We start from the raw sequence: 22,765 nt of genomic DNA, 5'->3' as shown, positions 1-22,765 counted from the left end.
TGTATAAACCTCGAAAACGCTTTATTTAGCTATTTAAAATCCTAATTAAGCTTTTACGGTCGTCTACCCTTAGTTGCATGGTAATAAGCAGGGAAACAAAATAAAACATAACTGAAAGCGCGCCTGCCACCCACAAATTTTGAAATAAAAACCTTGCTAAAAAAACACTTATTAACGCGCATCCGGTACAAATAATCAAGGACGTAAAAGCTCCCTTAAACCCGAAGCTTTGATTTTTTGAGCAATAAAAAACAGACTGCACCAGGCATGCCAGTAAAAAGGCAATGGCGGCCCCCTCGTTTTTATAAATAGGTATTAATACCAAATCGCCAATTACATTTATACCAAAAGTAATAAGGAATGAATGGAAGATCATTTTTAGCCTGTTTTGCACGAATGATATTGTCCACAAAAAATTATTAAAATATAAAAGGGGCATGCAAAGAGAGAGGATAAATATTGTATGGGTATTAACAGCTCCGTATTTTCCATTAGTAAGGATATCAATCACAGGATTCCAACATAAATTTAGCAGCAAGCCTGTAAATACGGCTATAACGAGTTCTATCCTAATCAGCAGCATCAGATCCGCCGGACGGAAATTCCCGCTTTTAAACAATTTGGTGAATTTGGGAATTAACAAAGGTGCTATCGCGAGCAAAGGTAAAGTGGAGATCTCAAATACTTTATATGCAAAGCTATATTCGGCAAGCTTTACTGCCGATACCATGAACCCGATAAACAACCAATCAAACCGGGCCAAAGCCGATGTGATGAGTACCACACCCACCTGCGGTAACGATTCTCGTAACAACAATAAGTATGCTGTTTTATTCCATCGCGCAAATACCGGTATTTTGATATATTTCCTGAAAAGATAAACGCTTACCAGTAATTCTATCGTATCCCCCGCTATAAAAACCCCAATTATGAAAGTGATGCTAACAAGGTGTAATAATGCCAATATAATTAACCCTGCACCCCTAATTATGTTCGACACCACTAACATGGATGATAACAACTTAAAGCGTTCCATACCGCTGGTTACCTGTTTTAACGGTGTGGAAAAGAACATCATCAACTTACCAATACCTATCAGTAGTATCAGCCTGTATAAATCCCCGTCTTGCACAAAAAACATTTTACCGATTAACAATATCGCATAAAAGAATGCACCGGTTAAAATTACATGGAATACGTAAAGTGATAATACAGCTTGAGCATCATCTCCATGGGCTACTTTTTTGATGATAACCTGGTCAATACCAAAAGAGAGAATATTAAATGCGGATAACAGTACGGCAAGGGCCAGGTTAACCTGGCCAAAGCTGTTTTTATCAAGATTTACCGAAAGGATGTAAAATATAAATAAGCCAAACAACTGGTTTATGACAAGCTGCAATGTATTTGCCGAAAGATTGTGTACCAGCTTATTTTTCATGAACGGCTAACCGGTTTATTCAACACGCGTATCGGCTTTAAACTTGTAAGGCATAACCTGCGTGGCCGGCTTATACATTTTTTTTTGCCTAATGGTTTGCGAAGCTTCACTAAGGTAGTGATATTTTAACCTTGTATTTTTAAATGCCATTTTTGCAATTTTAAAACCTTCCTTGCCATCCAAAAATCCTAAAAAAAATAAATAGATTTTTACAAAATGAAATAAAGGCGCAAGGTACATTTTCATAAAACCTGCCTTTTTGCCGCACTTTAAATATTTAATAGCGCTAAGCTGTGCATAATGAATTATTTTTGCTTCATGCTCTTGCTCATTTTTCACTGAGTAATGCTGAATGTGACCTTTCAATTTTTTCACCACAGCCTCTTTTGGGAGGATTAAAGTTTCATGCACTGTGGGCTCGGCCCATTTTACCTGGGTCCGGTTAAAAATGCGGATATGATGATCTCGCCCCCAATTACCAAAACGGATGAGTTTGTTGCCGTAATAAGCTTTATAATCAATATCATAAACTACTTTCTCATCGTCAAAATTCAATGCTTTTATTGACCTTATAAGCGTTTCATCCGGTATTTCATCGGCATCAATGCTTAGTATCCAATTATTAAGAGCCAGTTGAATTCCTTTGTTTTTATTAGCGCCATAACCATCCCAGTTTTTATGATAAGCCCTGCATCCGTTTTGAGCCGCTATTTTTAGCGTACCATCTGTGCTGCCATTATCTATTACAATAATATCATCGGTGATCTGCTTTAGTATGGGCATACTTTTGGCCAACATCTCAGCCTCATTTTTGGTGATAATAACAACAGAAATAGAAGTCATGCGGTTAAATTTTAGCTGTGCCTGGCAAATCAAGCAACACGTATCTATTAATTATATCGCTGATTTTACGCAAAAGGTTGCCCATAGTGCCAAAAACTTATTTTAGTAATATCAATTAATCAACCTAAACACTCCATTTTATATAGATACTTTTACATATGAAAACTGGAATAAAAGCAATTGTTACCGGAGCAACCGGGATGGTAGGCGAGGGGGTAATGCATGAGTGTTTGCAAAATCCCTACGTTGAGCAGGTTTTAGTAATTAACAGGAAACCCTCCGGAGTTTCTCACCCCAAACTAAAGGAGATCATCCATGCCGATTTCTTTGATCTATCGGCAATTAGCGATAAGCTTACCGGGTATAACGCTTGTTTCTTTTGTTTGGGTGTAACCTCGGTTGGCAAAAAGGCCGATGAATATTACAAACTTACCTACACACTCACCCTGTATGTGGCCGAAACATTGGCAAAACTAAATCCAGATATGACTTTTTGCTATATATCAGGAGCGGGTACCGATAGTAAGGAAAAAGGCAATGGCTGGGCCGCAGTAAAAGGTAAAACCGAAAACGACCTGATGAAACTACCCTTTAAACAGGTGTATGCTTTACGACCGGGTTTTATTAAACCTATAGAAGGCTTATCCAATACACATAGCTATTACAAATATATAAACTGGCTATTCCCCATTGGCCGTGCGCTTTACCCCAATGGATTTTGTACACTAAAGGAGCTTGCCGCTGCCATGATACACATTGTAAATCAGCCATATCCTAAAAAAGTGATTGATGGAAAAGATATAATTGCTTTGGCTAAATAGCGCTTTAAAAGGTTACCTTTAGCAACATACCGGTATTTGCCAGGTAACATGCTAAACCACCATTTATTGGAAGATACCTTTAATTGCCTTATTGATAGTTATATAAACAATAAGGTAGGCATTGCCGATCACTTTTTAAGTGATACACTGGCTGCTGATCTAAAACAAAATCTTATATCGCTTTTTCAGCAAAACCAACTCCTTTCTGCCGGCATTGGTAATGATCGTATAGTGGTTAATAACCAATTGGTACGGGGTGACAGTATTTACTGGCTCGACCGTAAGCATGATACGCCTTGTGAGAATGTTTTTTTCGATCTGATGGATAACTTTGTAGGCTATTTAAACCAAACATGCTATACCGGCATTACCGGCTACGAATTCCATTACACATTATACCAAAAGGGTTCTTTTTATAAAAAGCATCTTGATCAGTTTCAGAATAACGATAGCCGAAAATACTCCATGATCATGTATCTAAATACTGATTGGCAAGCTGCTGATGGGGGCGAGCTTTGTATTCATCAAAACAATACTTACCAAAACATCAGTCCCGAAAACGGAAGAACGGTGTTTTTTAAAAGCAACGAACTTTTACATGAAGTTTTATGCACGCAAAAATCAAGAATGAGTATAACCGGCTGGCTAAAGGTAGATCATTAAAGGTTTGGTTAAATAATAAACGGGATTAAATGATCCCGTTCATTATTTAAATACATCCGTACGTTATTTAGGCCCTAATACCGAATTTAAATTCCAGTTTACGCCAAGTGCAATACCTGTTGATTTTAGGTCGACCCTGCCATTGCCAATGCCTGTAAGCGGCAGCTTCATATACGGTTGGATTACTGCGCTGAATTTTGAGTTTATTTTGCGCTGATAATTTGCATTAATATTAAGCACACTAAACAGGTGAGTATTTTGATTTTTGATCTCCAGGTTATAAGGCTTCCATCCGCTTTCGGCCGAATAATCAAACCTGTAATTTTCCTTCAGCATAAAATAGGAGGATAAACCGGTACCCAGGGCGATGGCGTTGCTTCCTCTCGAATATAGTTGATAACTAATATTTAAAGGAACATCAAGAACCTTGCAATTTGCCTGTATATTGGTAGGTATTACAGATGGATTGTAGGATGCCGAATTATAACTGTCATAATTGGTCGAATACGGCTTAATAGCATAAGATGCACCGGTGCTTATAAATAATTTCTTTGTTAAGCGTACCGAAAACTGCACTCCATAATTAGTACCCGCCTGGCTGCGATTAAATGAATTAACAGCGTTAGCATCAGATGCTGCCAGTATACTAATTGCAAACTGCGGCCGATTTTTTATGGCAGATGCTTTAATAGCGGCTATTTGTTTTTTTGTCTCTTGTACTGCATTTTTATCCGTTATGGTATCGGCACCGCCGTTTTTACCCTGCGTATTTATAGCCGCCATTTGCTTTTTTGCATCCGGCACCGCATTTTTTTCTGTTATAGTATCAACTGCCGCCACATTTACGTTTTGTGTTTTGTTATTTGGTAATGCATTATTAGCAATCAAATTATTAACCTTATCAGTAATAGTATCTTTTTTACTCCTGGTTATTAAATTATTGCTACGGGCGGCATTGGTATCTACCGCCAAAGCATTGTAACCCGTTGATGGTATTATACCAGAAAATGGGCTAAACGGATGTTTACCTGTGTTAGGATGATTCGATGGAGCAAGCGATTGATTTTGAGTACTGTTACTACCCAAGCTTTCCTCCTGACCAGGTAGCTTAGCCGCAGGCACTTTAACCGGATCGCCACTTTGTAAGCCATCCTTTTGGGGATTATTTTTAGTGTTTTTGCTATGTAAATTCGTTTTTGTTGGATCTGTTTTATCGTTATTGGTATATAAATATAAGCCGATAGCAAGCAGTAATAATGCAGCAATACCCGATGCATAATAAATTATGCGAAACAATACTTTCTTTTTGCCGGATTTGTTATCCAGCAATGCTTCCATTGATTCCCAATCCTCCTCACGAAAAGCAAAGCGATCCTCAGAGCCGGATAACCCGTCTTTGAATAATTGATCCAATTTATTTTCGTATTTCTCTTTCATCTTATTATTAATTGAATCAAAACAGACATGCTGATACTCACCGCACCTATTGCAACAATGGTTTGTTGTGAGTCACCGGAATTTGCATCCGGAAGCCGTCTGGAATTAATTACCATATTCTTTAATTTTTCTCTGGCTTTAAACAGGTTTGATTTTGATGTACCTGTGCTAATACCCAGTTGTGTTGCTATCTCCTCGTGCGAAAAACCCTCAATCGCAAACAGGTTAAACACCGTGCGGTAAGCATTGGGTAATTGCTGTATCATCCCAATAAGGTCGTCGTAATTTAATTTCTGGTCAGGTAATTCATTATGTCCTACATCTTCAGCAGCATCCAAATCATCATTGAGTGAAAGTTTCAGGTTACTCCTGTAATAATCAACCGATGTATTCATCATGATACGGCCTACCCAGGCTATAAAGGGCCTGCCTGTATCATATTTTTGCAAATTGGTGAACACTTTTAAAAACCCCTGGTTCATGATCTCAGAAGCTTCATACCTATTACCGGCATATCGCAGGCATATACTCATAGCAAAACCATAAAACGCCTTATAAAGCATTTTCTGGTCCTTCCGGTTATGCTGTAAACAGCCTGCAATTAACTGTTGTAGTTCTGCTTCTCCCATATATGCGGGCTTCCAACCTTTTTTAAATTTCCTTATCTGCAGTTAACACGGTATTCAGCAACTAAAGGTTGCCACAACGTTTACTTTTTTTAAGGATTTTTAAATATTGTTTTATAGCATTATTTTATCTCTAAATATATAGAAAACAAGACTACGCAACAATAAAACAATTAAAAAACACTCATCATTTAGATGAGAAAAACATTTTTTAACTAACCCGGTCAGTCAGTATTTTCATTCATGTCAACCATAGTCCAATTATCCTGAACACCTTTTGGGCCGCCATTATATTTTAATATGATCTGAAAATTGGTTTTAATCTTCGCACCCTTTTCATCAATTGAGGTAACATATGATTTAATAACAAATACCGAATCGGATTTTTTGGCAAATTGATAACGATCTTCGGCAAATACCAGGTTTCCCGCCTTTACAGTAGGACTGATGTATTCTTTTGCTACCTGGTAAGCATCATCGCTATTGGGAAATGTTGTGAAGGATAAAATATCCGAAGAGCCACCTGAGGTAGCAAACTTTGCTATTACTGCAGTAAAAATAATTCCGAAAACCACCAGCACCCACACGCCGGTCATAGCCGTTTTCTTTTTATGCTGTTTGTCTTTGAGGTAGGAAAGTTCAGGTTTTGATTTTGGATAGATTTTCTCCATCAATTTAGGTTATATGATTTTAAATATACAGGGTGTAAAAATAAAAACAGTTTATACGGTAAACCAATGAAGATTGTTATTAATAATAAAACTACAATATGTAAACTTAAATAAAACAGTAAAACAAAGTATGATACTATCCAAAAAACAAATAAGCCAGGAAGATGGCTGTTATAATACCGGCCGCATCAGCAATTAAACCGGCGGGGATAGCATACCTTGATTTTTTGATACCTACAGTACCAAAATACAGCGCAACAATATAAAAAGTAGTATCGGCCGAGCCATTGAATATGCTTCCCAATCGTCCGGCAAAACTATCGGGGCCAAAAGTTTTCATTACATCTATCATCATCGCCTTTGAGCCCGATCCACTTAAGGGTTTCATATAGGCCACCGGCATCGCATCTACAAAGCGCGTATTTAAACTTGCTTTCGTACAAACCCAGCGTAAACCTTCGTTCATATAATCCAAAGCCCCGCAACTGCGAAATACGCTAATGCCCACCAGCATGGCAACCAGGTAGGGGATAATTTTTACCGAAGTTTCGAATCCGCTCTTTGCACCCTCAACAAAAACATCAAATACGTTGATTTTTTTGATCAATCCCCCAACAATAAAAATAACAGGAATGGCAAACAACAGAAAGTTACTCACCACTTTTGATACGGTACTGATCTCGTCTTTGGATAAGTGCGTAGTGAAATACCAAACTACCAGGGTTATAAAAGCGGTTACGCCACCAAGCCATGTAATAATCACTCTATCAAACAAGTTGATTTTTTGTTTAACGGCCACTACCAGTAAGCCCACTACAGTTGCAACATAAGTTGCTATTACACAGGGTAAAAATATATCGGCGGGGTCTTTAGCATTAAGGATGGCACGCTGGGCTATAATGGTAACCGGCAACATTTGCAAACCCGAGGTGTGCAACACCAGGAACATGATCTGCGCGTTTGAGGCGGTATCTTTATCGGGGTTTAACTCCTGCAAGCTTCCCATTGCTTTTAGGCCAAGTGGGGTAGCGGCATTATCTAATCCCAGCAGGTTGGCCGAAAAATTCATGAGCATTTGCCCAACTGCAGGATGTTTTTTAGGTACTTCGGGAAACAGGCGACTGAAAAATGGACCTACAATGCGCGAAAGAAAATTTATGGCACCTGCTTTTTCACCAACATTTAAAATGCCCAGCCAAAAAGCCATGGCACCAACCAGCGGCAGCGCAATATCCATCACCGATGATTTTGAGGAACTAAAAATGCCGTCAACCAATAATTTAAATGCTTCTACATCGCCTAAAAATATAAGCTTAACGAGGGCAACAACAAAAGCGATAAGGAAAAATGCTATCCAGATATAATTAAGGGCCATTAGCTATGTTTAAGGCTTTGAAGTTAATGGTTTTGTATTTTAATATGAAATAACAATCTTTAAATACTTATTTCCAAAGCATAATCATGACTACTACCTCAGCAATTTTAAACAATGTGATCAATGATTTCCTGCAGATAAAAACCCATCAGGTTGATTGGGAAAGCAAATCAACACCCGATAAATGGTCACAAAAGGAAATCATAGGCCACCTGATTGATAGCGCGCAAATAAACCTACAGCGTTTTGTGCGTTGTACTTACCAAGAAAATTTCAGGCTTACTTATGAGCAGGTGGAATGGGTTGCGGCGCAGCATTATCAAAAGGCTGACATTAATGAGCTGCTTGATCTGTGGAGCTTACTCAACCGGCAAATTATCAGGGTTTGGGAAAACTACCCACCAGAAAGATTAACTGCCCGCTGCGATAACAGCAAAATGGAACCTAACCTGCAAACTGTTGAATGGCTGGCAAATGATTACGTTGAGCATTTATTACACCACCTAAAACAAATTAAATAACATGGCAGGCTACTCGGGCACTCCATTGGCAAAAAAGCTGGGCATAAAAACGGGAGCAAAAGTAATGCTGCTTAACGCGCCCGACAATTACCTGCAATTGCTTATCGATTTGCCTGCAGATGTATATTTTGTGGGTGGAGGCGATGTTAAAAAAGATGTGATCCATTTTTTTACCAAGCAACAGGATGAATTTTTAACCATGCTTCCCCAATTAATGAAGCAAATTAAACCCGAGGGGATGATATGGGTATCCTGGCCAAAGAAGGCATCAAAGGTTGTTACTGATATTACCGAAGACATTATCAGGAATTTCGCGCTTGAAATTGGGCTGGTGGATATAAAAGTTTGCGCCGTTGACGAAACATGGTCGGGGTTGAAATTGGTGATCCCTGTTAAAGACAGGATGCGATTTATATGAAATTTTTTGGTAATGAGAGCGTAAATAATGCCCTGCTGATTAGCAACACTAAATTTTATACTTAACTTAGCATTATTATAAACTACAATACTATGTCTACAATAGAACTTAAACGTGTGCATAAAGATTTCGGCTTTGAGGCTGTAGATGCCAATGGTCACACCGTAAAAATGGATAGCAGCCCCGAAAGCGGTGGCGATGATTTTGGAATACGCCCAATGCAAATGCTTTTAATGGGTTTGGCAGGTTGTTCTGCAATTGACGTTATCAGTATACTTAAAAAACAACGACAGGAAGTAAAGGATTATAAAATGGTTGTAAACGGCGAACGTGAAGCAGGTAAAGAACCTTCACTTTGGCAGGATATTGACATTGAATTTCATTTATATGGCGATATTGATGAAGATAAGGCAGCCCGTGCGGTTGAGTTATCACTTAATAAATATTGTTCGGTAGCCGCTACGCTTAGCAAAGCAGGCGCTGAAATTAAATCAAAGGTGTTTGTGCACCCTGCGGTAGCCATTTAACATCTTACAAATAATTACGCTTAAAACAACAAAAGCCGCTTGAGTTAAGCGGCTTTTGTTGTTTTGATAACCTGTCATCCAGGCAGAGTATGTACTAAGGCTTTATTCGCCTTCAAAAAAATCAATTAACCCGCCAAAGTAGCTATATGTCCAGCCTTCGGCTATGTCATCAAAATCCTCATCAGGAATGTTGGTGTGCCTTAATTCGGCAGATGTTCCTTCTTTATCAGCGTGTAGTTTAATAGTTACTATGGAGTTATCAGATTTACCTTCAAAGTACCATTGTTGCACAATCTTTTTACCTGGTTCAAACTCCAGGTTTTTACCGGTTATGCTGCCATCCCACATGGAAAATTCAGAGCCCGGCTCTGTACTCATTTCTGCAACCTCGCCTGTCCATAATTCAATGGTAATTGGGTTGGTTAAGGCTGTATAAATTTCATCGGGCGTAGCCGGTATGCTGTAGTATTTTTTAAAATCTTTCACCTGCGCAATTTAGCAACATTATTTTAAACCTTTACAGGGCCAATAGGTAATACTACACGCCCGTAAACTTCATTTAATACATTGGCAATACCTGTATATATAGCCGAGGCTCCGCAAATTATACCCTCGTAACCGGCAATGTGCTTAATAGCAGGGTTGCCTGTAGCATCGCCTATAACCAATAAAAGAAACAATATGGTTAATGATCCAAATACAAATTGAAGTGCCCTGTTTAATTTTAGCGTACCAAAAAACATCAGAAACGTAAAAATACCCCATACACCTAAATAAGCGCACATGGCCCCTTCTGAAGCAGGTGTTGTCCAGCCTAATTTTGGCATCACAATAAGCCCCACTAATGATAGCCAGAAAAAGCCGTAGGAAGTAAAAGCTGTTAACCCAAAAATATTGTTCTTTTTGGCTTCAATAACACCCGCAATAACCTGGGCCATACCGCCATAAAATATCCCCATGGCCAGTATCATACCATTCATTTCAAAAAAGCCTGCGTTATGGATATTTAATAAAACGGTTGTCATACCAAAGGCGCAAAGCCCAAGTGGGGCCGGGTTGGCAATACCATCCTTTACAGGGATAGTTGTAGTTGGAATCATAATTGGTTTAGTATTTAATTGGTTTATACCGCAAGCTAATTGAATTATAAATATTTTACAATTTTATTTACAACTCGCGGCTTACATTTGCGTTAAGTAAAAACCTATGCAAAAAATAGTACTAATACGCCACGGCGAAAGTATATGGAACCTCGAAAATCGTTTTACCGGCTGGGAAGACGTTGATCTATCAGAAAACGGTTACCTGCAGGCCCGAAAAGCAGGGGAGATACTTAAAAAGAACGGCTATAACTTTGATGCCGGTTTTACATCATACCTTAAACGATCAATCAAAACCATGCATTTTGTATTGGAGGAGCTTGATCACTTATGGATCCCGGTTGAAAAATCATGGCGGTTGAATGAGCGTTTTTATGGCGCCCTGCAAGGAATGAATAAGGATGAAGCCGTAGCAAAGTACGGCGCCGAACAGGTACTAAAGTGGCGGCGCGACCCAAATGAACATCCACCCGCAATAACCCGCGAAGATCCACGTTTTCCCGGGCACGACCTGCGTTATAAAGATTTAACAGACCGCGAACTACCCTTAACCGAAAACCTAAGCGAAACCATGGACAGGGTTTTACCCTTCTGGAATGAAAGCATTGTAAATGCCATACGCCGCAACCAAAAGGTAGTTGTGGTAGCCCACGGCAATAGCTTGCGTTCATTAATAAAATATATTGACTGCCTTACCGATGAGGAGGTAACCAAGTTAGAGATCCCTACCGCAACACCCTGGGTTTATGAATTGGATCATGGATTAAACCAGATAAGGCATTATTATCTGGATTGAGATTTCCCGTAATTTTTAGTTCGCTGCTTTTTCTAAAATCAGGTTTTCATTTATTCAATATGTGCCGTATTTGTTTATATTCGTCGTTCTTATAAACCATATCCTATATTAAAAAATGAAGAAGTCTGATATTTATGAAATAACCATAAAAATTCTGGGTGTTTACCTTTTGGTATCCAATTTATCTAAAGTACCCGGCTTTTTTACATTTTTAAAAAGCTTCGGTGCCATTTCATCAGCCGACCATGCCGGTGAGCAAATGAATTTATTTTGGTTAAACATTGCAAATTTTGTGTTGATGCTGGCCTTTTCCATTTTTCTGATTGCAGGTACAAGATTTATTACCCGGTTAGTAACCACCACGGCAGACAGACAGGAAAATGTAAAGTTATTTGCCGATAGAAAAGTGATCTATGAGATAGCATTGATCATCATTGGCGGCCTGCTCATTGTTAATAGCCTGCCCGATCTGCTTTACCGCCTATACAATTTATCAAACGTTAGCGATCAAAACTCAGTAATATCATCGATAACAAAAATATTCGTTGGCATTATAACCGTAGCATATGGAAAACGCATTGCCGCTTTCTTTGCGAAATAAATAATGACACCCTAAAGAAATCATAAGAAATGAAAAAGGCCCCGATCCGGAGCCTTTTTCATTTTATGCCGATGCTAAATTCACCCCCGTTAGCTGATCGGCAAAGGCAACAAATGCCCCACTATCAGCTATACGGAATTGATTAGCTATCAAACTTTGCAAATTCACTTTCCCTATAACAAATTTGTAACTACCAGAATAATAACGCTCTTGTATGTGCAAAAACTGCAAAGCTTCCACCAGGCTCTCGTCATCGTACCTTAAGTAGATGTTTAACTCAATATTATTGGTGAATTTAAGATCGGTTTTTTCTTTAGCCTTTTTGTACTCATATTGGTAATTGTACCGCAGCGCTGCAATATCAGATAGTACTGCCGAGCCTGTAGGGTGCCCACCAGCGCCTTTACCAAAAAAGAATTGCTGATCGGCAAAAGCTGCCTGAACAGTTACACCATTGTATTCATATTCTACATTGTATAAAAACTCGGTACTATTTACAAACTTGGGTAATACAAACATAGCTACGTTTTTATCATCCAATTCTTTAGCAACAGGTACCAATTTAATTTTCAAATTCTTTTCACGGGCATACTGCAGGTCCTGGGCAGCCAGGTTTTGGATCCCCAAGTTAAAAATCTCCTCCGGCTGTACAATAACACCGTAGGCATGTGCAGCTGCAATAACCAGCTTATATTTGGCATCAAAGCCGCCAACGTCGCTTGTAGGGTCAGTTTCGGCAAAGCCAAGATCCTGCGCTTGTTTGAGGGCGCTATCATAATCCAAACCTTCAATAAATCCTTTGGATAGTATATAATTTGATGATCCGTTAAAAATGCCGCTTATGGAGTGCAGTAATTCGTTGTCATAATACTCTTCCAGGTTACGAATAATGGGGATACTGCCACACACCGCACCTTCATATAACAATGAGGTACCGTGTTTATGCTGCAGTTCTATCAATTCCTCCAGGTGGAGCGCGATCATTTTTTTACTGGCCGATACAACATTTTTACCTGAGCTTAACGCCCTTGAAACTATCTCGAAGGCGGCTTCGGTATCATTTATTAGCTCAACAATGGTATTAATCTCCGGGTTGTTCAGCAACTCGTCTCTATCAGTGGTAAATAATTCTGCGGGTAAAGTGCGCTTTTTATGCGGGTCCTTAATGGCAAATTTTACTATTTCGATGTTTAAATTTTTTGTTATGATGATATCATATAATCCCTGTCCAACAACTCCAAATCCAAATAATCCTATACTTAACTTTTTACTCATTACGCTGTACGTTGCAATTCTATAATTTTTCCTTTTACATCGGTCTTAAAAAACGATGTAATAATATTTGTTAATGCTTCTGTTTCAATCAAAAAACCATCGTGGCCATAAAATGAATCCAACTCGGCAAAGGCCGATTTTGGAATATGCCTGAACAGGTATTCCTGTTCTTCAATAGGGAATAACACATCTGATTTTATGCCAATAACCAGTGTACGTGCTTTGATCAGGCTTAACGCCTTTTCTACACCGTTACGACCACGGCCTACATTGTGCGAATCCATCACTTTTGTTAAATACCAATAGCTATGGGCGTTAAAGCGATTTACCAGCTTTTGCCCCTGATAGTCCTGGTATGATGATGACTTAAAATCATCAGTTTTATTATCTGTTTCTTCCTGCTGAGTTATGCCGTAGGTTTTATAGGTACGGTAGGAGAGCAGCGCAATACTTCTTGCGGCTTTCAAACCTTTTTGACCTCCATCCGGGGTATTATCATGAAAAGTAGGATCGGCACTCAAAGCCAAACGCTGTGATTCATTAAATGCTACTCCCCATGGAGAATGGCGCGCATTGGTAGCTATCAGTATCAGGTTTTTAATCCTGGCTGGTTCAATAATCCCCCATTCAATTGCTTGCTGGCCGCCCAATGAGCCCCCGATAAGGATATGAATATTTCCTATTCCAAGATGATTTGCAAGTAACTGATGTGCTTTTACAATATCCCTGATGGTAAATTGCGGAAAAGCCTGTAAATATGGCTCCCCGCTTGCCGGATTAATGCTCAAAGGATTGGTTGTGCCATATGGCGAACCCAGGATATTGGCACATACAATAAAATGCTCTTCGGGGTTAAATTTATTGCCTGTACCCACAAAGCCTTTCCACCAGTCAAAAACATCGGCATTGGCAGTTAGCGCATGGCAAATCCATATCACGTTGTCCTTCTCCTTATTTAATCTGCCATAAGTGTGAAAGCCAATCTCCAATTCATGTAATTGCTCGCCGGATTCAAGACCGAATGGTTGTGTGTACTTAAATATTTCTGTGTTCATTCTTCTGTTTTGTTATCACAGGTGCAGCTAATTTTAATTTAGCTGCATCCCGTAACAACTTTACTATATCACTTAAAAAAAAACTATACTATACTAATTGGGCCGATGCCCTTTTTATTTTGGCAAATGCCTGTTCAAAATCTGCTTTAATATCATCAATATGCTCAATACCAACAGCTACACGTAATGAATTAGGTGTTACACCTGCTGATAATTGTTCTTCATCAGACAGCTGCTGATGTGTAGTTGCTGACGGCTGAATAATCAATGTTTTAGCATCACCAACGTTAGCTAAATGACTAACCAGCAAAAGATTGTCAATTAATTTACCGGCATCTTCCTTATCGCCATCTATCTCAAATGATAGCACCGCTCCAAATCCATTTTTAAGGTATTTTTTCGCCAATTGATGATAAGGAGATGATTCCAATCCGGGATAGTTAACTGATGCTACCTGCGGGTGCTGATCAAGCCATTTGGCAAGCTCCAACGTGTTATCTACATGGCGTTGTACACGCAATGAAAGGGTTTCTAGCCCTTGGATATTAAGCCATGAGTTAAATGGAGATTGTGATGGACCAAAGTCACGTAAACCTTCCACACGGGCACGTATAATAAACTGGATGTTGCCAAAAGGACCGCCAATGCCAAATACATCGGCAAAAACCAAACCATGGTAACCTTCAGATGGCTCTGTAAACTGCGGAAATTTGCCATTAGCCCAGTTATAAGTTCCTCCATCAATTATTACTCCGCCAATGCTGGTACCATGACCGCCTATCCATTTTGTTGTTGATTCAACCACTATACTGGCGCCATGCTCCAACGGGCGAAATAAATAGCCGCCGGCTCCAAAAGTATTGTCGACTATTAAAGGCAGGTCATGCTTTTTTGCAAGAGCACCTATCTTATCAAAATCAGCAATGGTAAAGCCAGGGTTACCAATAGTTTCCAGGAAGATAGCTTTGGTTTTATTATCGATAAGTGCTTCAATGCTTTCGGCGGTATCATCCTTGGCAAAACGTGCCTCGATGCCTATTCGCTTAAAGGAAACTTTAAACTGGTTATATGTACCACCATATAAAAATGGTGAGGAAACAAAGTTATCGCCGACTTGTAATATGTTATTTAATGCAATGAATTGTGCTGCCTGGCCCGATGCTGTAGCCAAAGCCGCAACACCACCTTCTAAAGCTGCTATGCGTTTTTCAAATACATCAGTAGTAGGGTTCATAATGCGGGTATATATATTCCCAAACTCTTTTAATGCAAACAGGTTGGCACCATGCTCGGCATTTTTAAATACATAAGATGTGGTTTGGTAAAGTGGTACCGCGCGTGAACCCGTTGTTGGATCAACTTCCTGACCTGCGTGTAATTGTAAGGTTTCGAATTTTAAATTGCTGGTAGACATAGGATTTTTTTTTAGATTATAATTAATTCTTTGATGTTTAAATGGACTTTGGAAAGCTGAATAGGAAATGAATATCAGTTTAACAACACGTGCGTTTTTCGGGATTTGAAAAAGAGGAACGTGCTAAAGCATCAACAGCAGCAACAAATACACATATAGCTAATATTTGAGCTAATACGTTGTATATTACCGTTTTGGGTATTAAAAATGTTGCCTGTAGTAATTTTAACTAAATTTTTCATGGTTATAAATTTATATTCCCCGGTGTTATTTGCCGGGACAGGAATTGGCACCTTCTTCAAAATTGAAGGGTTGCCAGCGGGTCATTGAGCCTGATCTCTCGCCGCTTCTTTATAAATCAATACCCGAACTATGCGGAGGATTGATCGATTATGGTATTGCTACCAAATAATGTTCCAAATATAAGCGGATATTTATTTAAATACCAAATTAAATTTTATTTAGATAAAAGACGGGTGGACAAAGGAGCAAAAGTATCAGGAAGAAATAAAAAGCGTTGGTATCTGCGATCTCTTCTCTCGGTAAGTAGGAGAGAAAGGTTAAATCAGGTTAGCTAACAAAATTTGCATAGGGCACAAATCAATCAAGGTTACCTGCACCGTTAGGTGCTACCTGTTTGTAGAAAAACCACGCCCTTAACATTTGCCTCGTTGAGGCTACCTACCTGCTAACAAAGCCAATACCTTGCTAATTTGCAGGTAACGCCTACGGCGCAATTTTGTTTTTTCTTGATTATTGCTACAAACAGGTAGCGCCTAACGGCGCATGCAATTGTGTAAACATAGGTTTAGCGGGAGGGCCCGCGTAAGTTCTACATTAGTTAATACACCGGAATAGTTGTTTGTGAGGACACAAACAACGGAGTAAACACCAATTAGATTAAAGACTGTTGGATAAATAAGCAAAGATGCTTTGTTGATTTAATCCTTGCTCCTTGATCTTTTCATCCTTTATCCATTTAAAGCCTGCTCCAAATCTTCTATCAAATCATCAATATGCTCCAATCCAACCGATACCCGCAGTAAATTGCGCGGTGTTTTTGTATCCGGCCCCTCAACAGTAGCACGATGCTCTATCAGGCTTTCCACGCCGCCAAGGCTGGTTGCTTTGGTGAATATTTTTAGCTTATTGATAATGTTATGGGTATCATTTTCGTCGCCCTTAACTAAAAAGGATAACATTCCTCCAAAGGCCAACATCTGGTCTTTAGCAATTTCATGCTGCGGGTGTGATGCCAGGCCGGGATATAAAACTCTTTCTACTTTTGGGTGATATTCTAAAAACTCAGCTAATAATTGAGCGTTATACACGTGTGCTTTAACCCGATATGGCAGCGTTTTAATACTGCGCACCAGCCAAAAGCAGTCGGTTGGGGAGGGGATAGCACCGCCCATTTCCTGTACTTGGCGAATTTTCGCCCACCAGTCGCTTTTTTCAGCGGTAATTAGTGCCCCGCCCATCAGATCGCTATGGCCGCCAAAATATTTTGTGGCCGAGTGCATCACTATATTAGCCCCTAATGCCAACGGCTGCTGACATATTGGGGTGGCAAAGGTATTATCAACAACAACTTTAAGTCCTTTTGCCTTGGCAATACCCACCACCTTTTTTATATCAGTGATTTTAAGCAATGGATTTGATGGTGTTTCTATCCATATCACACCGGTTTCGGGCTTAATGTGCTGCTGGAGCACTTCGCTATCATTAACATCAATAAAATCGAAAGTCAAAATGCCTGCGAACAGGTTTTTAAGCTGGTTACGCAAACCGTGATACATATCGTCGGGGCAAATAATATGTGTGCCCGGTTTAAGCGATTGAAATACCGCCATACCAGCCGCATTGCCCGATGAAAACGAAGCGGCATCAACACCACCCTCCAACTGAGCTATAACATTTTCCAATAATGAACGGTTAGGGTTTGATGACCGACTATAAATATGCCCACCAGGAAAATCGCCATCTACACCACGCTCAAAAGTGGTAGACATTACAATCGGCTGTATCACAGCTCTTGATGATCCATCAATATGGTTACCTGCATGTATGGCTATAGTTTCAGTTTTCATTATCGTATTATATGTTATGAACTCAAAGTAAATAAGATTATTTGTGATTTGCTGTAGCACTTAGCCTCTTTTTTGCGAATAGGTATAAAAACCGCAACCATGAAAAAATCCCTTATCATTACCTTGCTTATTACCATATGTTTATCGGCCTGCAAAAAAGATGCACTTACAAACGATTATGATAAAAGTTATTCGGCCTGGTTAAGTTTTAAACGAGCTAACAACAACTCCTATTCATATACGACTATAAACGGCTCGGTGGTGTCAGGTGTTAGTGGAGAAACCAAAATCACAGTGAATAAAGGTGTTGTTATAGCAAGAGATTATACATCCTATAAATATAGCCCCAACGCGACCGGTACAGGGAGTGTAAAAACTACCTTAAGTGAATGGCACGAAGATAAAACCAATTTAAATACGCACGGAAATGTAGCAGGACAGGTACTTACCTTAGATGATATTTACAAAAAAGCTAAAAATGAATGGCTTACCGCTGATAAAAAAACTAATGATATTTTCTTTGAGACTACTATCAATGGCATGATATCAACATGCGGCTACAGGCCCAAAGGCTGCCAGGATGATTGTACCATTGGCATACATATTTGGTATATAAATGCACTGTAAACTCAATGTCATTACTTGCTATCATTAAGCGATGTACCTGTTGTATGAAGTATTGTTTTGTGCTTTTTATTACATTTGTGCAAAGTTTTTTGAATGGAAGCTGAGAGTAATTTACAATTATTATTACAAAATCCGGATCTGCCTGCTGATTTAAAGCACATTGCCGAAAAAGTTTTACGGAGCGAACGGATCACCTTTGATGAAGGTGTTACGCTATATGAGCAGGGCGACCTGGGCTACCTGGGCGTTTTGGCCAACTACATCCGCGAGAAACGCCATGGCGATAAAACCTATTTCAATCGTAATTTTCACATCGAGCCTACCAATCTTTGTGTTTATGATTGTAAATTTTGTTCATACTCGCGCCTGCTGAAACAAAAATCAGAAGGGTGGGAGTACACCATGGATGAGATGTTTAATATGGTAACCAAATACGATGGTGAGCCGGTAACCGAAGTGCATATTGTAGGGGGTGTACTACCTCAATATGATGTACCTTTTTACCAGGAGCTTTTTAGCAGGATCAGGAAACACCGGCCCGAACTGCACATTAAAGCGCTGACACCTGTTGAATACCATTACATATTTAAGAAAGCTAAAATAGACTATGCAACCGGCATGCGCCTGATGCATGAAGCTGGTTTAGGTTCAATACCCGGCGGCGGCGCTGAAATTTTCCATCCCGAAGTTCGCGAACTGATCTCGAAGGATAAATGTACCGGCGACCAGTGGCTGGCTATTCATGAAGAATGGCATAAACTGGGTGGGCGCTCAAATGCTACCATGCTTTATGGCCATATTGAAAAATTCCACCATCGGGTTGACCATATGGAGCAGCTACGGCAGTTACAGGATAAAACAGGTGGTTTCCAGACATTTATCCCTTTAAAATTCCGCAACCAGGATAACCAGATGTCACATGTGCCCGAATCAAGTGTGGTTGAGGATCTTCGCAACTACGCTATAGCTCGTATATACCTGGATAATTTTGATCATATCAAAGCTTATTGGGCAATGATCAGTCGCACTACAGCGCAACTTTCTCTTAATTTTGGTGTGGATGATATTGATGGAACGCTTGATGATACCACAAAAATTTATTCTATGGCAGGTGCAGAAGAGCAACACCCGGGCATGAGCACCAAACAACTGGTTGAATTGATTAAAAATGTGGGCAGGTACCCTATAGAGCGCGACACGCTTTACAATGTGGTTACCGATTACAATGATTTTGAATTCCCGGAAACTGAGAAAAAACCACAATATTACAAACTACCAGTAATTAATTAGCCCAAGGCAGAAGGCCCGGGGCGCAACTTCAATAATAAACATGCAGATAAAGCTTTAAACTTCGGCTTCAAGCAATCTGCTAAAAAAGAATGATACAAAAAACCTTATATATAGTACGCCACGGCCAAACAGAGCTTAACAGACAGGGCATTGTACAAGGACGCGGCATGAACACCGATTTGAATGACGAGGGCCGCAAACAAGCCAGTCAGTTTTACGAGGCTTATAAAGATGTTGCTTTTGATAAGATCTATGTATCAGCATTAAAGCGTACCCAGCAAAGCGTGCAATCTTTTATTGATCTTGACATCCCTTACCAAAAATTAAGTGGTTTAGATGAGCTGGCCTGGGGCATACATGAAGGGCAGCCAAGTACTACCGAAAACAAAGCGGCCTTTTTACAGATCATGCGCGATTGGCTCGATGGCCGCTTAGATAGTAAATTTGAAGGTGGCGAAAGCCCCAATGAGGTTGCCATCCGCCAACGTGAAGCGTTACAGGTGATCATGAGTCACCCGGAAGAAAAAACAGTGTTAATTTGTATGCACGGCCGTGCCATGCGTTTATTATTATGCATTTTAACCGGCAAGCCTTTAACAGAAATGGAAACATTTCCGCACCAGAATCTTGTTTTATACAAGGTTGTGACCGATGGCGAGAAATTCGAAATCGTGGATTTCAATAATGCCGAACATTTAAAACAATCCTGAAAGAAAGTACTTTACTTGTGAAAAAGATCAGAATATCAGCAGTAAGCTATACCAACACCAAGCCCTTTATATACGGTTTACAACAAACCGGGTTCATAGATAAGATAGAACTAAGTTTGGACATGCCGTCAGACTGTGCTCAAAAACTCATAGATGATGTGGTAGACATCGGGTTAATCCCGGTAGCAGCTACCTTAAATCTACCACAGTGGGAAATAATATCTGATTATTGCATTGGTGCAGTAGGGCCAGTCAACTCTGTATTCATCTTTAGCAATTGCGCGGTGCAGGATATCAAATACCTGCAGCTTGATCCGCAATCCCGGTCGTCCAATAACCTGGCCCTTGTGCTACTTAAAAACTTTTGGAAAGTAAGTCCCGAATTAATTAAGGATGCTGCCGATTATGGCACATCAGCCGAAGCAAATACCGCATTCGTTCAAATAGGCGACCGTACTTTTGGCAAAAAAGAAAAGTATAAATACGCGTATGACCTTGCCGGGGAGTGGCAAAATTTTACCGGCCTGCCATTTATGTTTGCGGGCTGGATAGCCAACAAACCCATTCCGCAGGAATTTATGGATGAGTTTAATGCCGCACTCAAATACGGCCTCGACCACCGCCACGAGCTATTCAAAGAAATTCCGATGCGCGATGATTTTGACATTATAGATTACCTGATGGACAAGATTGATTACGATTTGACAGCAGACAAAAAGAAAGCACTGTTTATGTTTCTTGATTTTATTAAACATTTAGAGGATGAACCTGAGCCGCTCAGGATTGTACAGGATTAAAACAATACCGCACAGGATTGCATAAGATTGAGCAGAAAAAGCATTAATTATGTCAATTCCTTTAATGAAGGCAAAACATTATTCTTCCAATTACATTGGTTATATTGAACAATTAAAACTGTTGTTAAATGAACCAAACTCCATCATTAAAAAATCAGGCCGCCCTGGTAACAGGTTCCGATAGCGGAATAGGTAAAGGTGTTGCTTTGGCTCTGGCTGCTGCCGGAGCTAAATTAGTTATAAACTATGCCCATAACCATGATGCCGCCGAAGAGGTAGTAAGTCAAATAAAAGCTACAGGCGGCGAAGCGTTTGCTATCCAGGCAGATGTGAGCCATGAGGAAGAAGTAAAGACTATGTTTGCGCAAATGTTTGCGCACTACGGCACTATTGATATTTTAGTCAATAATGCCGGCGTACAAAAAGATTCCAAATTTGTAGATATGACTTTGGACGACTGGAATAAAGTGATTGGTATTAATTTAACCGGTCAGTTTTTATGCTCACGTGAAGCTGCTAAAGAGTTCATACGCAGGGGAGTAATTGAAGATAGGAGTAGTGCTGCCGGCAAGATAATTTGCATGAGCAGTGTACATGAAATAATTCCCTGGGCCGGTCACGTTAATTATGCAACAAGCAAGGGTGGCATCAGCATGTTCATGAAAAGTATAGCTCAGGAACTGGCTCCGCATAAGATCAGGGTTGTGGGTATTGGCCCCGGTGCTATAAAAACCCCGATCAATAAATCTGCCTGGGATACCCCTGAAGCTTTAGATAAACTACTCACACTTATCCCATATAACAGGATAGGCCAACCCAATGATATTGGGCAACTTGCGGCCTGGCTGGCATCCGATCAAGCCGATTACATAACCGGCACCACAATATTTATGGATGGTGGCATGACCTTATACCCAGGCTTTGCCGATAATGGTTAATTTGAGGTTAATTTTATATAAACAAGCTGTTTTCAGCCTTGCTAAACCGATTTTTGTAAATGTTTTTTGTTTAGCATATTGTAAAATATACACTAAGTAGATTGCAAAAATCTAAATTTTATACGTCAAATTGACTGTTATTATCAAATATTCATAAAAGTTAAATTTTATTTGCCAAATCACTAATTGTAGCATACTTTTGTTGTGGATTTAAAATTTAAACATACATGAAAAAGATATTTTTAACAACCGCAATTGCCGCTTTATTAAGTGTTAATGTATTTGCTGCCGATGGTGGTAAAAGAGTAGATGGAGGCACAAACGTTTCTTACGTAGCCTTACATGGTTTCACAGTTGATTTTGCTGATGCAAAAGATGTAAACTGGACAGTAACTAAAAATTGCCAGAAAGCTACTTTCACTGTTGATGGCGTTAGAAAAACCGCTTTTTATAACCTTAACGGTGAGTACCTTGGTGTTACTCAACGTGTTGATCCTAAAGCGATCCCTGCAAAAACAATGAAACAAATCAACAAAGATTATGCTGGTTACCAAATTGGCGAAGTTATTGTTTACCAGGCTAATACTGATATAAACTCAAACATTGATCAAACTTCATACTTCGTTGATCTTAAAAATGATGCTCATGAAGTGCTTGTAAGGATAACCCAACAAGCTAACCTTGAATTTTTTCAACAAGTGAAATAATTTCTAAGGAATTGTAAAATTA

At 39.6% G+C, this 22,765-nt stretch carries 25 protein-coding genes and 1 riboswitch; of the genes, 13 read left to right on the top strand and 12 right to left on the bottom strand.

Going from position 1 to position 22,765, the window contains the following annotated elements; all coding sequences use genetic code 11:
• Nucleotides 1-25: 25 nt before the first annotated feature.
• Together AC1DYB_RS20290 and AC1DYB_RS20285 are read right to left on the bottom strand one after the other, a co-directional pair.
• The gene (locus tag AC1DYB_RS20290) at nt 26-1,441 is read right to left on the bottom strand and encodes an oligosaccharide flippase family protein (RefSeq protein ID WP_477437499.1); all 1,416 of its coding nucleotides are present in this window, start codon (nt 1,439-1,441) and stop codon (nt 26-28) included.
• A gap of 15 nt (nt 1,442-1,456) precedes the next feature.
• Entirely contained in the window at nt 1,457-2,284 is an 828-nt protein-coding gene (locus AC1DYB_RS20285) for a glycosyltransferase family 2 protein (RefSeq protein WP_477437497.1), read from the bottom strand.
• Nucleotides 2,285-2,442: 158 nt separating this feature from the next.
• Between AC1DYB_RS20285 and AC1DYB_RS20280 the strand changes: the two genes are divergently transcribed.
• Nucleotides 2,443-3,105: an NAD-dependent epimerase/dehydratase family protein gene (locus tag AC1DYB_RS20280; RefSeq protein ID WP_477437495.1), complete on the top strand. Its 663-nt coding sequence runs from the start codon at nt 2,443-2,445 to the stop codon at nt 3,103-3,105.
• Between the two features lie 48 nt (nt 3,106-3,153).
• A complete protein-coding gene (locus AC1DYB_RS20275; RefSeq protein WP_477437493.1) occupies nt 3,154-3,768 on the top strand; it encodes a 2OG-Fe(II) oxygenase in 615 nt (204 codons plus the stop codon).
• Between the two features lie 63 nt (nt 3,769-3,831).
• Here the strand turns inward: AC1DYB_RS20275 and AC1DYB_RS20270 are convergent, their stop codons facing one another.
• The 4 genes from AC1DYB_RS20270 to AC1DYB_RS20255 all read right to left on the bottom strand — a co-directional run bounded on the left by AC1DYB_RS20270 (nt 3,832) and on the right by AC1DYB_RS20255 (nt 7,877).
• Nucleotides 3,832-5,205, bottom strand: coding sequence for a hypothetical protein (locus AC1DYB_RS20270; RefSeq protein ID WP_477437491.1), 1,374 nt, complete (start codon nt 5,203-5,205; stop codon nt 3,832-3,834).
• Nucleotides 5,202-5,834 (bottom strand): RNA polymerase sigma factor, encoded by a 633-nt coding sequence (locus AC1DYB_RS20265; protein ID WP_295718611.1) that lies wholly within the window; start codon nt 5,832-5,834, stop codon nt 5,202-5,204. Before AC1DYB_RS20265 ends, AC1DYB_RS20270 begins: the two co-directional genes overlap by 4 nt.
• A gap of 221 nt (nt 5,835-6,055) precedes the next feature.
• Nucleotides 6,056-6,502 (bottom strand): hypothetical protein, encoded by a 447-nt coding sequence (locus AC1DYB_RS20260; protein WP_477394680.1) that lies wholly within the window; start codon nt 6,500-6,502, stop codon nt 6,056-6,058.
• A 136-nt stretch (nt 6,503-6,638) separates the two neighbouring features.
• Nucleotides 6,639-7,877, bottom strand: a complete 1,239-nt coding sequence (locus AC1DYB_RS20255; RefSeq protein WP_477437488.1) for a nucleoside recognition domain-containing protein — start codon at nt 7,875-7,877, stop codon at nt 6,639-6,641.
• Nucleotides 7,878-7,963: 86 nt separating this feature from the next.
• On the opposite strand from AC1DYB_RS20255, the gene AC1DYB_RS20250 reads away from it, so the two are divergent.
• From AC1DYB_RS20250 to AC1DYB_RS20240, 3 genes are all read left to right on the top strand, one after another.
• Nucleotides 7,964-8,398 (top strand): DinB family protein, encoded by a 435-nt coding sequence (locus AC1DYB_RS20250; RefSeq protein ID WP_477437486.1) that lies wholly within the window; start codon nt 7,964-7,966, stop codon nt 8,396-8,398.
• 1 nt (nt 8,399) lies between these two features.
• Nucleotides 8,400-8,816, top strand: coding sequence for a DUF3052 family protein (locus AC1DYB_RS20245; protein ID WP_477437484.1), 417 nt, complete (start codon nt 8,400-8,402; stop codon nt 8,814-8,816).
• Nucleotides 8,817-8,908: 92 nt separating this feature from the next.
• The gene (locus tag AC1DYB_RS20240) at nt 8,909-9,343 is read left to right on the top strand and encodes an OsmC family protein (protein ID WP_295718579.1); all 435 of its coding nucleotides are present in this window, start codon (nt 8,909-8,911) and stop codon (nt 9,341-9,343) included.
• Between the two features lie 102 nt (nt 9,344-9,445).
• Here AC1DYB_RS20240 and AC1DYB_RS20235 read toward each other — a convergent pair whose 3' ends face one another.
• A complete protein-coding gene (locus tag AC1DYB_RS20235; RefSeq protein ID WP_295718577.1) occupies nt 9,446-9,829 on the bottom strand; it encodes an SRPBCC domain-containing protein in 384 nt (127 codons plus the stop codon).
• Between the two features lie 23 nt (nt 9,830-9,852).
• Nucleotides 9,853-10,443: an acetate uptake transporter gene (locus AC1DYB_RS20230; RefSeq protein ID WP_295718574.1), complete on the bottom strand. Its 591-nt coding sequence runs from the start codon at nt 10,441-10,443 to the stop codon at nt 9,853-9,855.
• 106 nt (nt 10,444-10,549) lie between these two features.
• On the opposite strand from AC1DYB_RS20230, the gene gpmA reads away from it, so the two are divergent.
• Together gpmA and AC1DYB_RS20220 are read left to right on the top strand one after the other, a co-directional pair.
• Entirely contained in the window at nt 10,550-11,239 is a 690-nt protein-coding gene (gene gpmA / locus AC1DYB_RS20225; protein ID WP_477437482.1) for a 2,3-diphosphoglycerate-dependent phosphoglycerate mutase, read from the top strand.
• 115 nt (nt 11,240-11,354) lie between these two features.
• The gene (locus AC1DYB_RS20220) at nt 11,355-11,840 is read left to right on the top strand and encodes a hypothetical protein (RefSeq protein ID WP_477437480.1); all 486 of its coding nucleotides are present in this window, start codon (nt 11,355-11,357) and stop codon (nt 11,838-11,840) included.
• A gap of 63 nt (nt 11,841-11,903) precedes the next feature.
• Here the strand turns inward: AC1DYB_RS20220 and AC1DYB_RS20215 are convergent, their stop codons facing one another.
• The 4 genes from AC1DYB_RS20215 to AC1DYB_RS20200 all read right to left on the bottom strand — a co-directional run bounded on the left by AC1DYB_RS20215 (nt 11,904) and on the right by AC1DYB_RS20200 (nt 17,674).
• A complete protein-coding gene (locus AC1DYB_RS20215) occupies nt 11,904-13,115 on the bottom strand; it encodes a homoserine dehydrogenase (RefSeq protein ID WP_477394667.1) in 1,212 nt (403 codons plus the stop codon).
• A complete protein-coding gene (locus tag AC1DYB_RS20210) occupies nt 13,115-14,170 on the bottom strand; it encodes a homoserine O-acetyltransferase family protein (protein ID WP_295718567.1) in 1,056 nt (351 codons plus the stop codon). The genes AC1DYB_RS20215 and AC1DYB_RS20210 overlap by 1 nt, the downstream gene beginning before the upstream one ends.
• A gap of 88 nt (nt 14,171-14,258) precedes the next feature.
• Nucleotides 14,259-15,584, bottom strand: coding sequence for an O-acetylhomoserine aminocarboxypropyltransferase/cysteine synthase family protein (locus AC1DYB_RS20205; protein WP_477394663.1), 1,326 nt, complete (start codon nt 15,582-15,584; stop codon nt 14,259-14,261).
• Between the two features lie 249 nt (nt 15,585-15,833).
• A riboswitch (SAM riboswitch) is annotated at nt 15,834-15,944 on the bottom strand.
• 611 nt (nt 15,945-16,555) lie between these two features.
• Nucleotides 16,556-17,674, bottom strand: a complete 1,119-nt coding sequence (locus AC1DYB_RS20200; RefSeq protein ID WP_477437477.1) for a trans-sulfuration enzyme family protein — start codon at nt 17,672-17,674, stop codon at nt 16,556-16,558.
• A gap of 99 nt (nt 17,675-17,773) precedes the next feature.
• Here AC1DYB_RS20200 and AC1DYB_RS20195 point away from each other — a divergent pair, with 99 nt between their 5' ends.
• The 6 genes from AC1DYB_RS20195 (at nt 17,774) to AC1DYB_RS20170 (ending at nt 22,743) form a co-directional block, all read left to right on the top strand.
• A complete protein-coding gene (locus tag AC1DYB_RS20195; protein WP_477437475.1) occupies nt 17,774-18,301 on the top strand; it encodes a hypothetical protein in 528 nt (175 codons plus the stop codon).
• A gap of 93 nt (nt 18,302-18,394) precedes the next feature.
• On the top strand, nt 18,395-19,591 hold the full coding sequence (mqnE, locus tag AC1DYB_RS20190) for an aminofutalosine synthase MqnE (RefSeq protein WP_477437473.1): 1,197 nt from the start codon (nt 18,395-18,397) through the stop codon (nt 19,589-19,591).
• Nucleotides 19,592-19,680: 89 nt separating this feature from the next.
• Nucleotides 19,681-20,301 carry a histidine phosphatase family protein gene (locus AC1DYB_RS20185; protein ID WP_295718559.1) on the top strand — a complete coding sequence of 207 codons (621 nt, stop codon included), beginning with the start codon at nt 19,681-19,683 and terminating at the stop codon, nt 20,299-20,301.
• A gap of 17 nt (nt 20,302-20,318) precedes the next feature.
• Nucleotides 20,319-21,098: a menaquinone biosynthetic enzyme MqnA/MqnD family protein gene (locus tag AC1DYB_RS20180; protein ID WP_295718556.1), complete on the top strand. Its 780-nt coding sequence runs from the start codon at nt 20,319-20,321 to the stop codon at nt 21,096-21,098.
• Nucleotides 21,099-21,226: 128 nt separating this feature from the next.
• Nucleotides 21,227-22,036, top strand: a complete 810-nt coding sequence (locus tag AC1DYB_RS20175; protein ID WP_477437470.1) for an SDR family oxidoreductase — start codon at nt 21,227-21,229, stop codon at nt 22,034-22,036.
• 227 nt (nt 22,037-22,263) lie between these two features.
• A complete protein-coding gene (locus AC1DYB_RS20170) occupies nt 22,264-22,743 on the top strand; it encodes a hypothetical protein (protein ID WP_477437468.1) in 480 nt (159 codons plus the stop codon).
• Nucleotides 22,744-22,765: the final 22 nt, after the last annotated feature.

The organism is Mucilaginibacter sp. P2_A4, from assembly GCF_056405015.1.
Note: the sequence above shows the minus strand (reverse complement) of the source record. Positions and strands in the feature narration are given on the sequence as shown.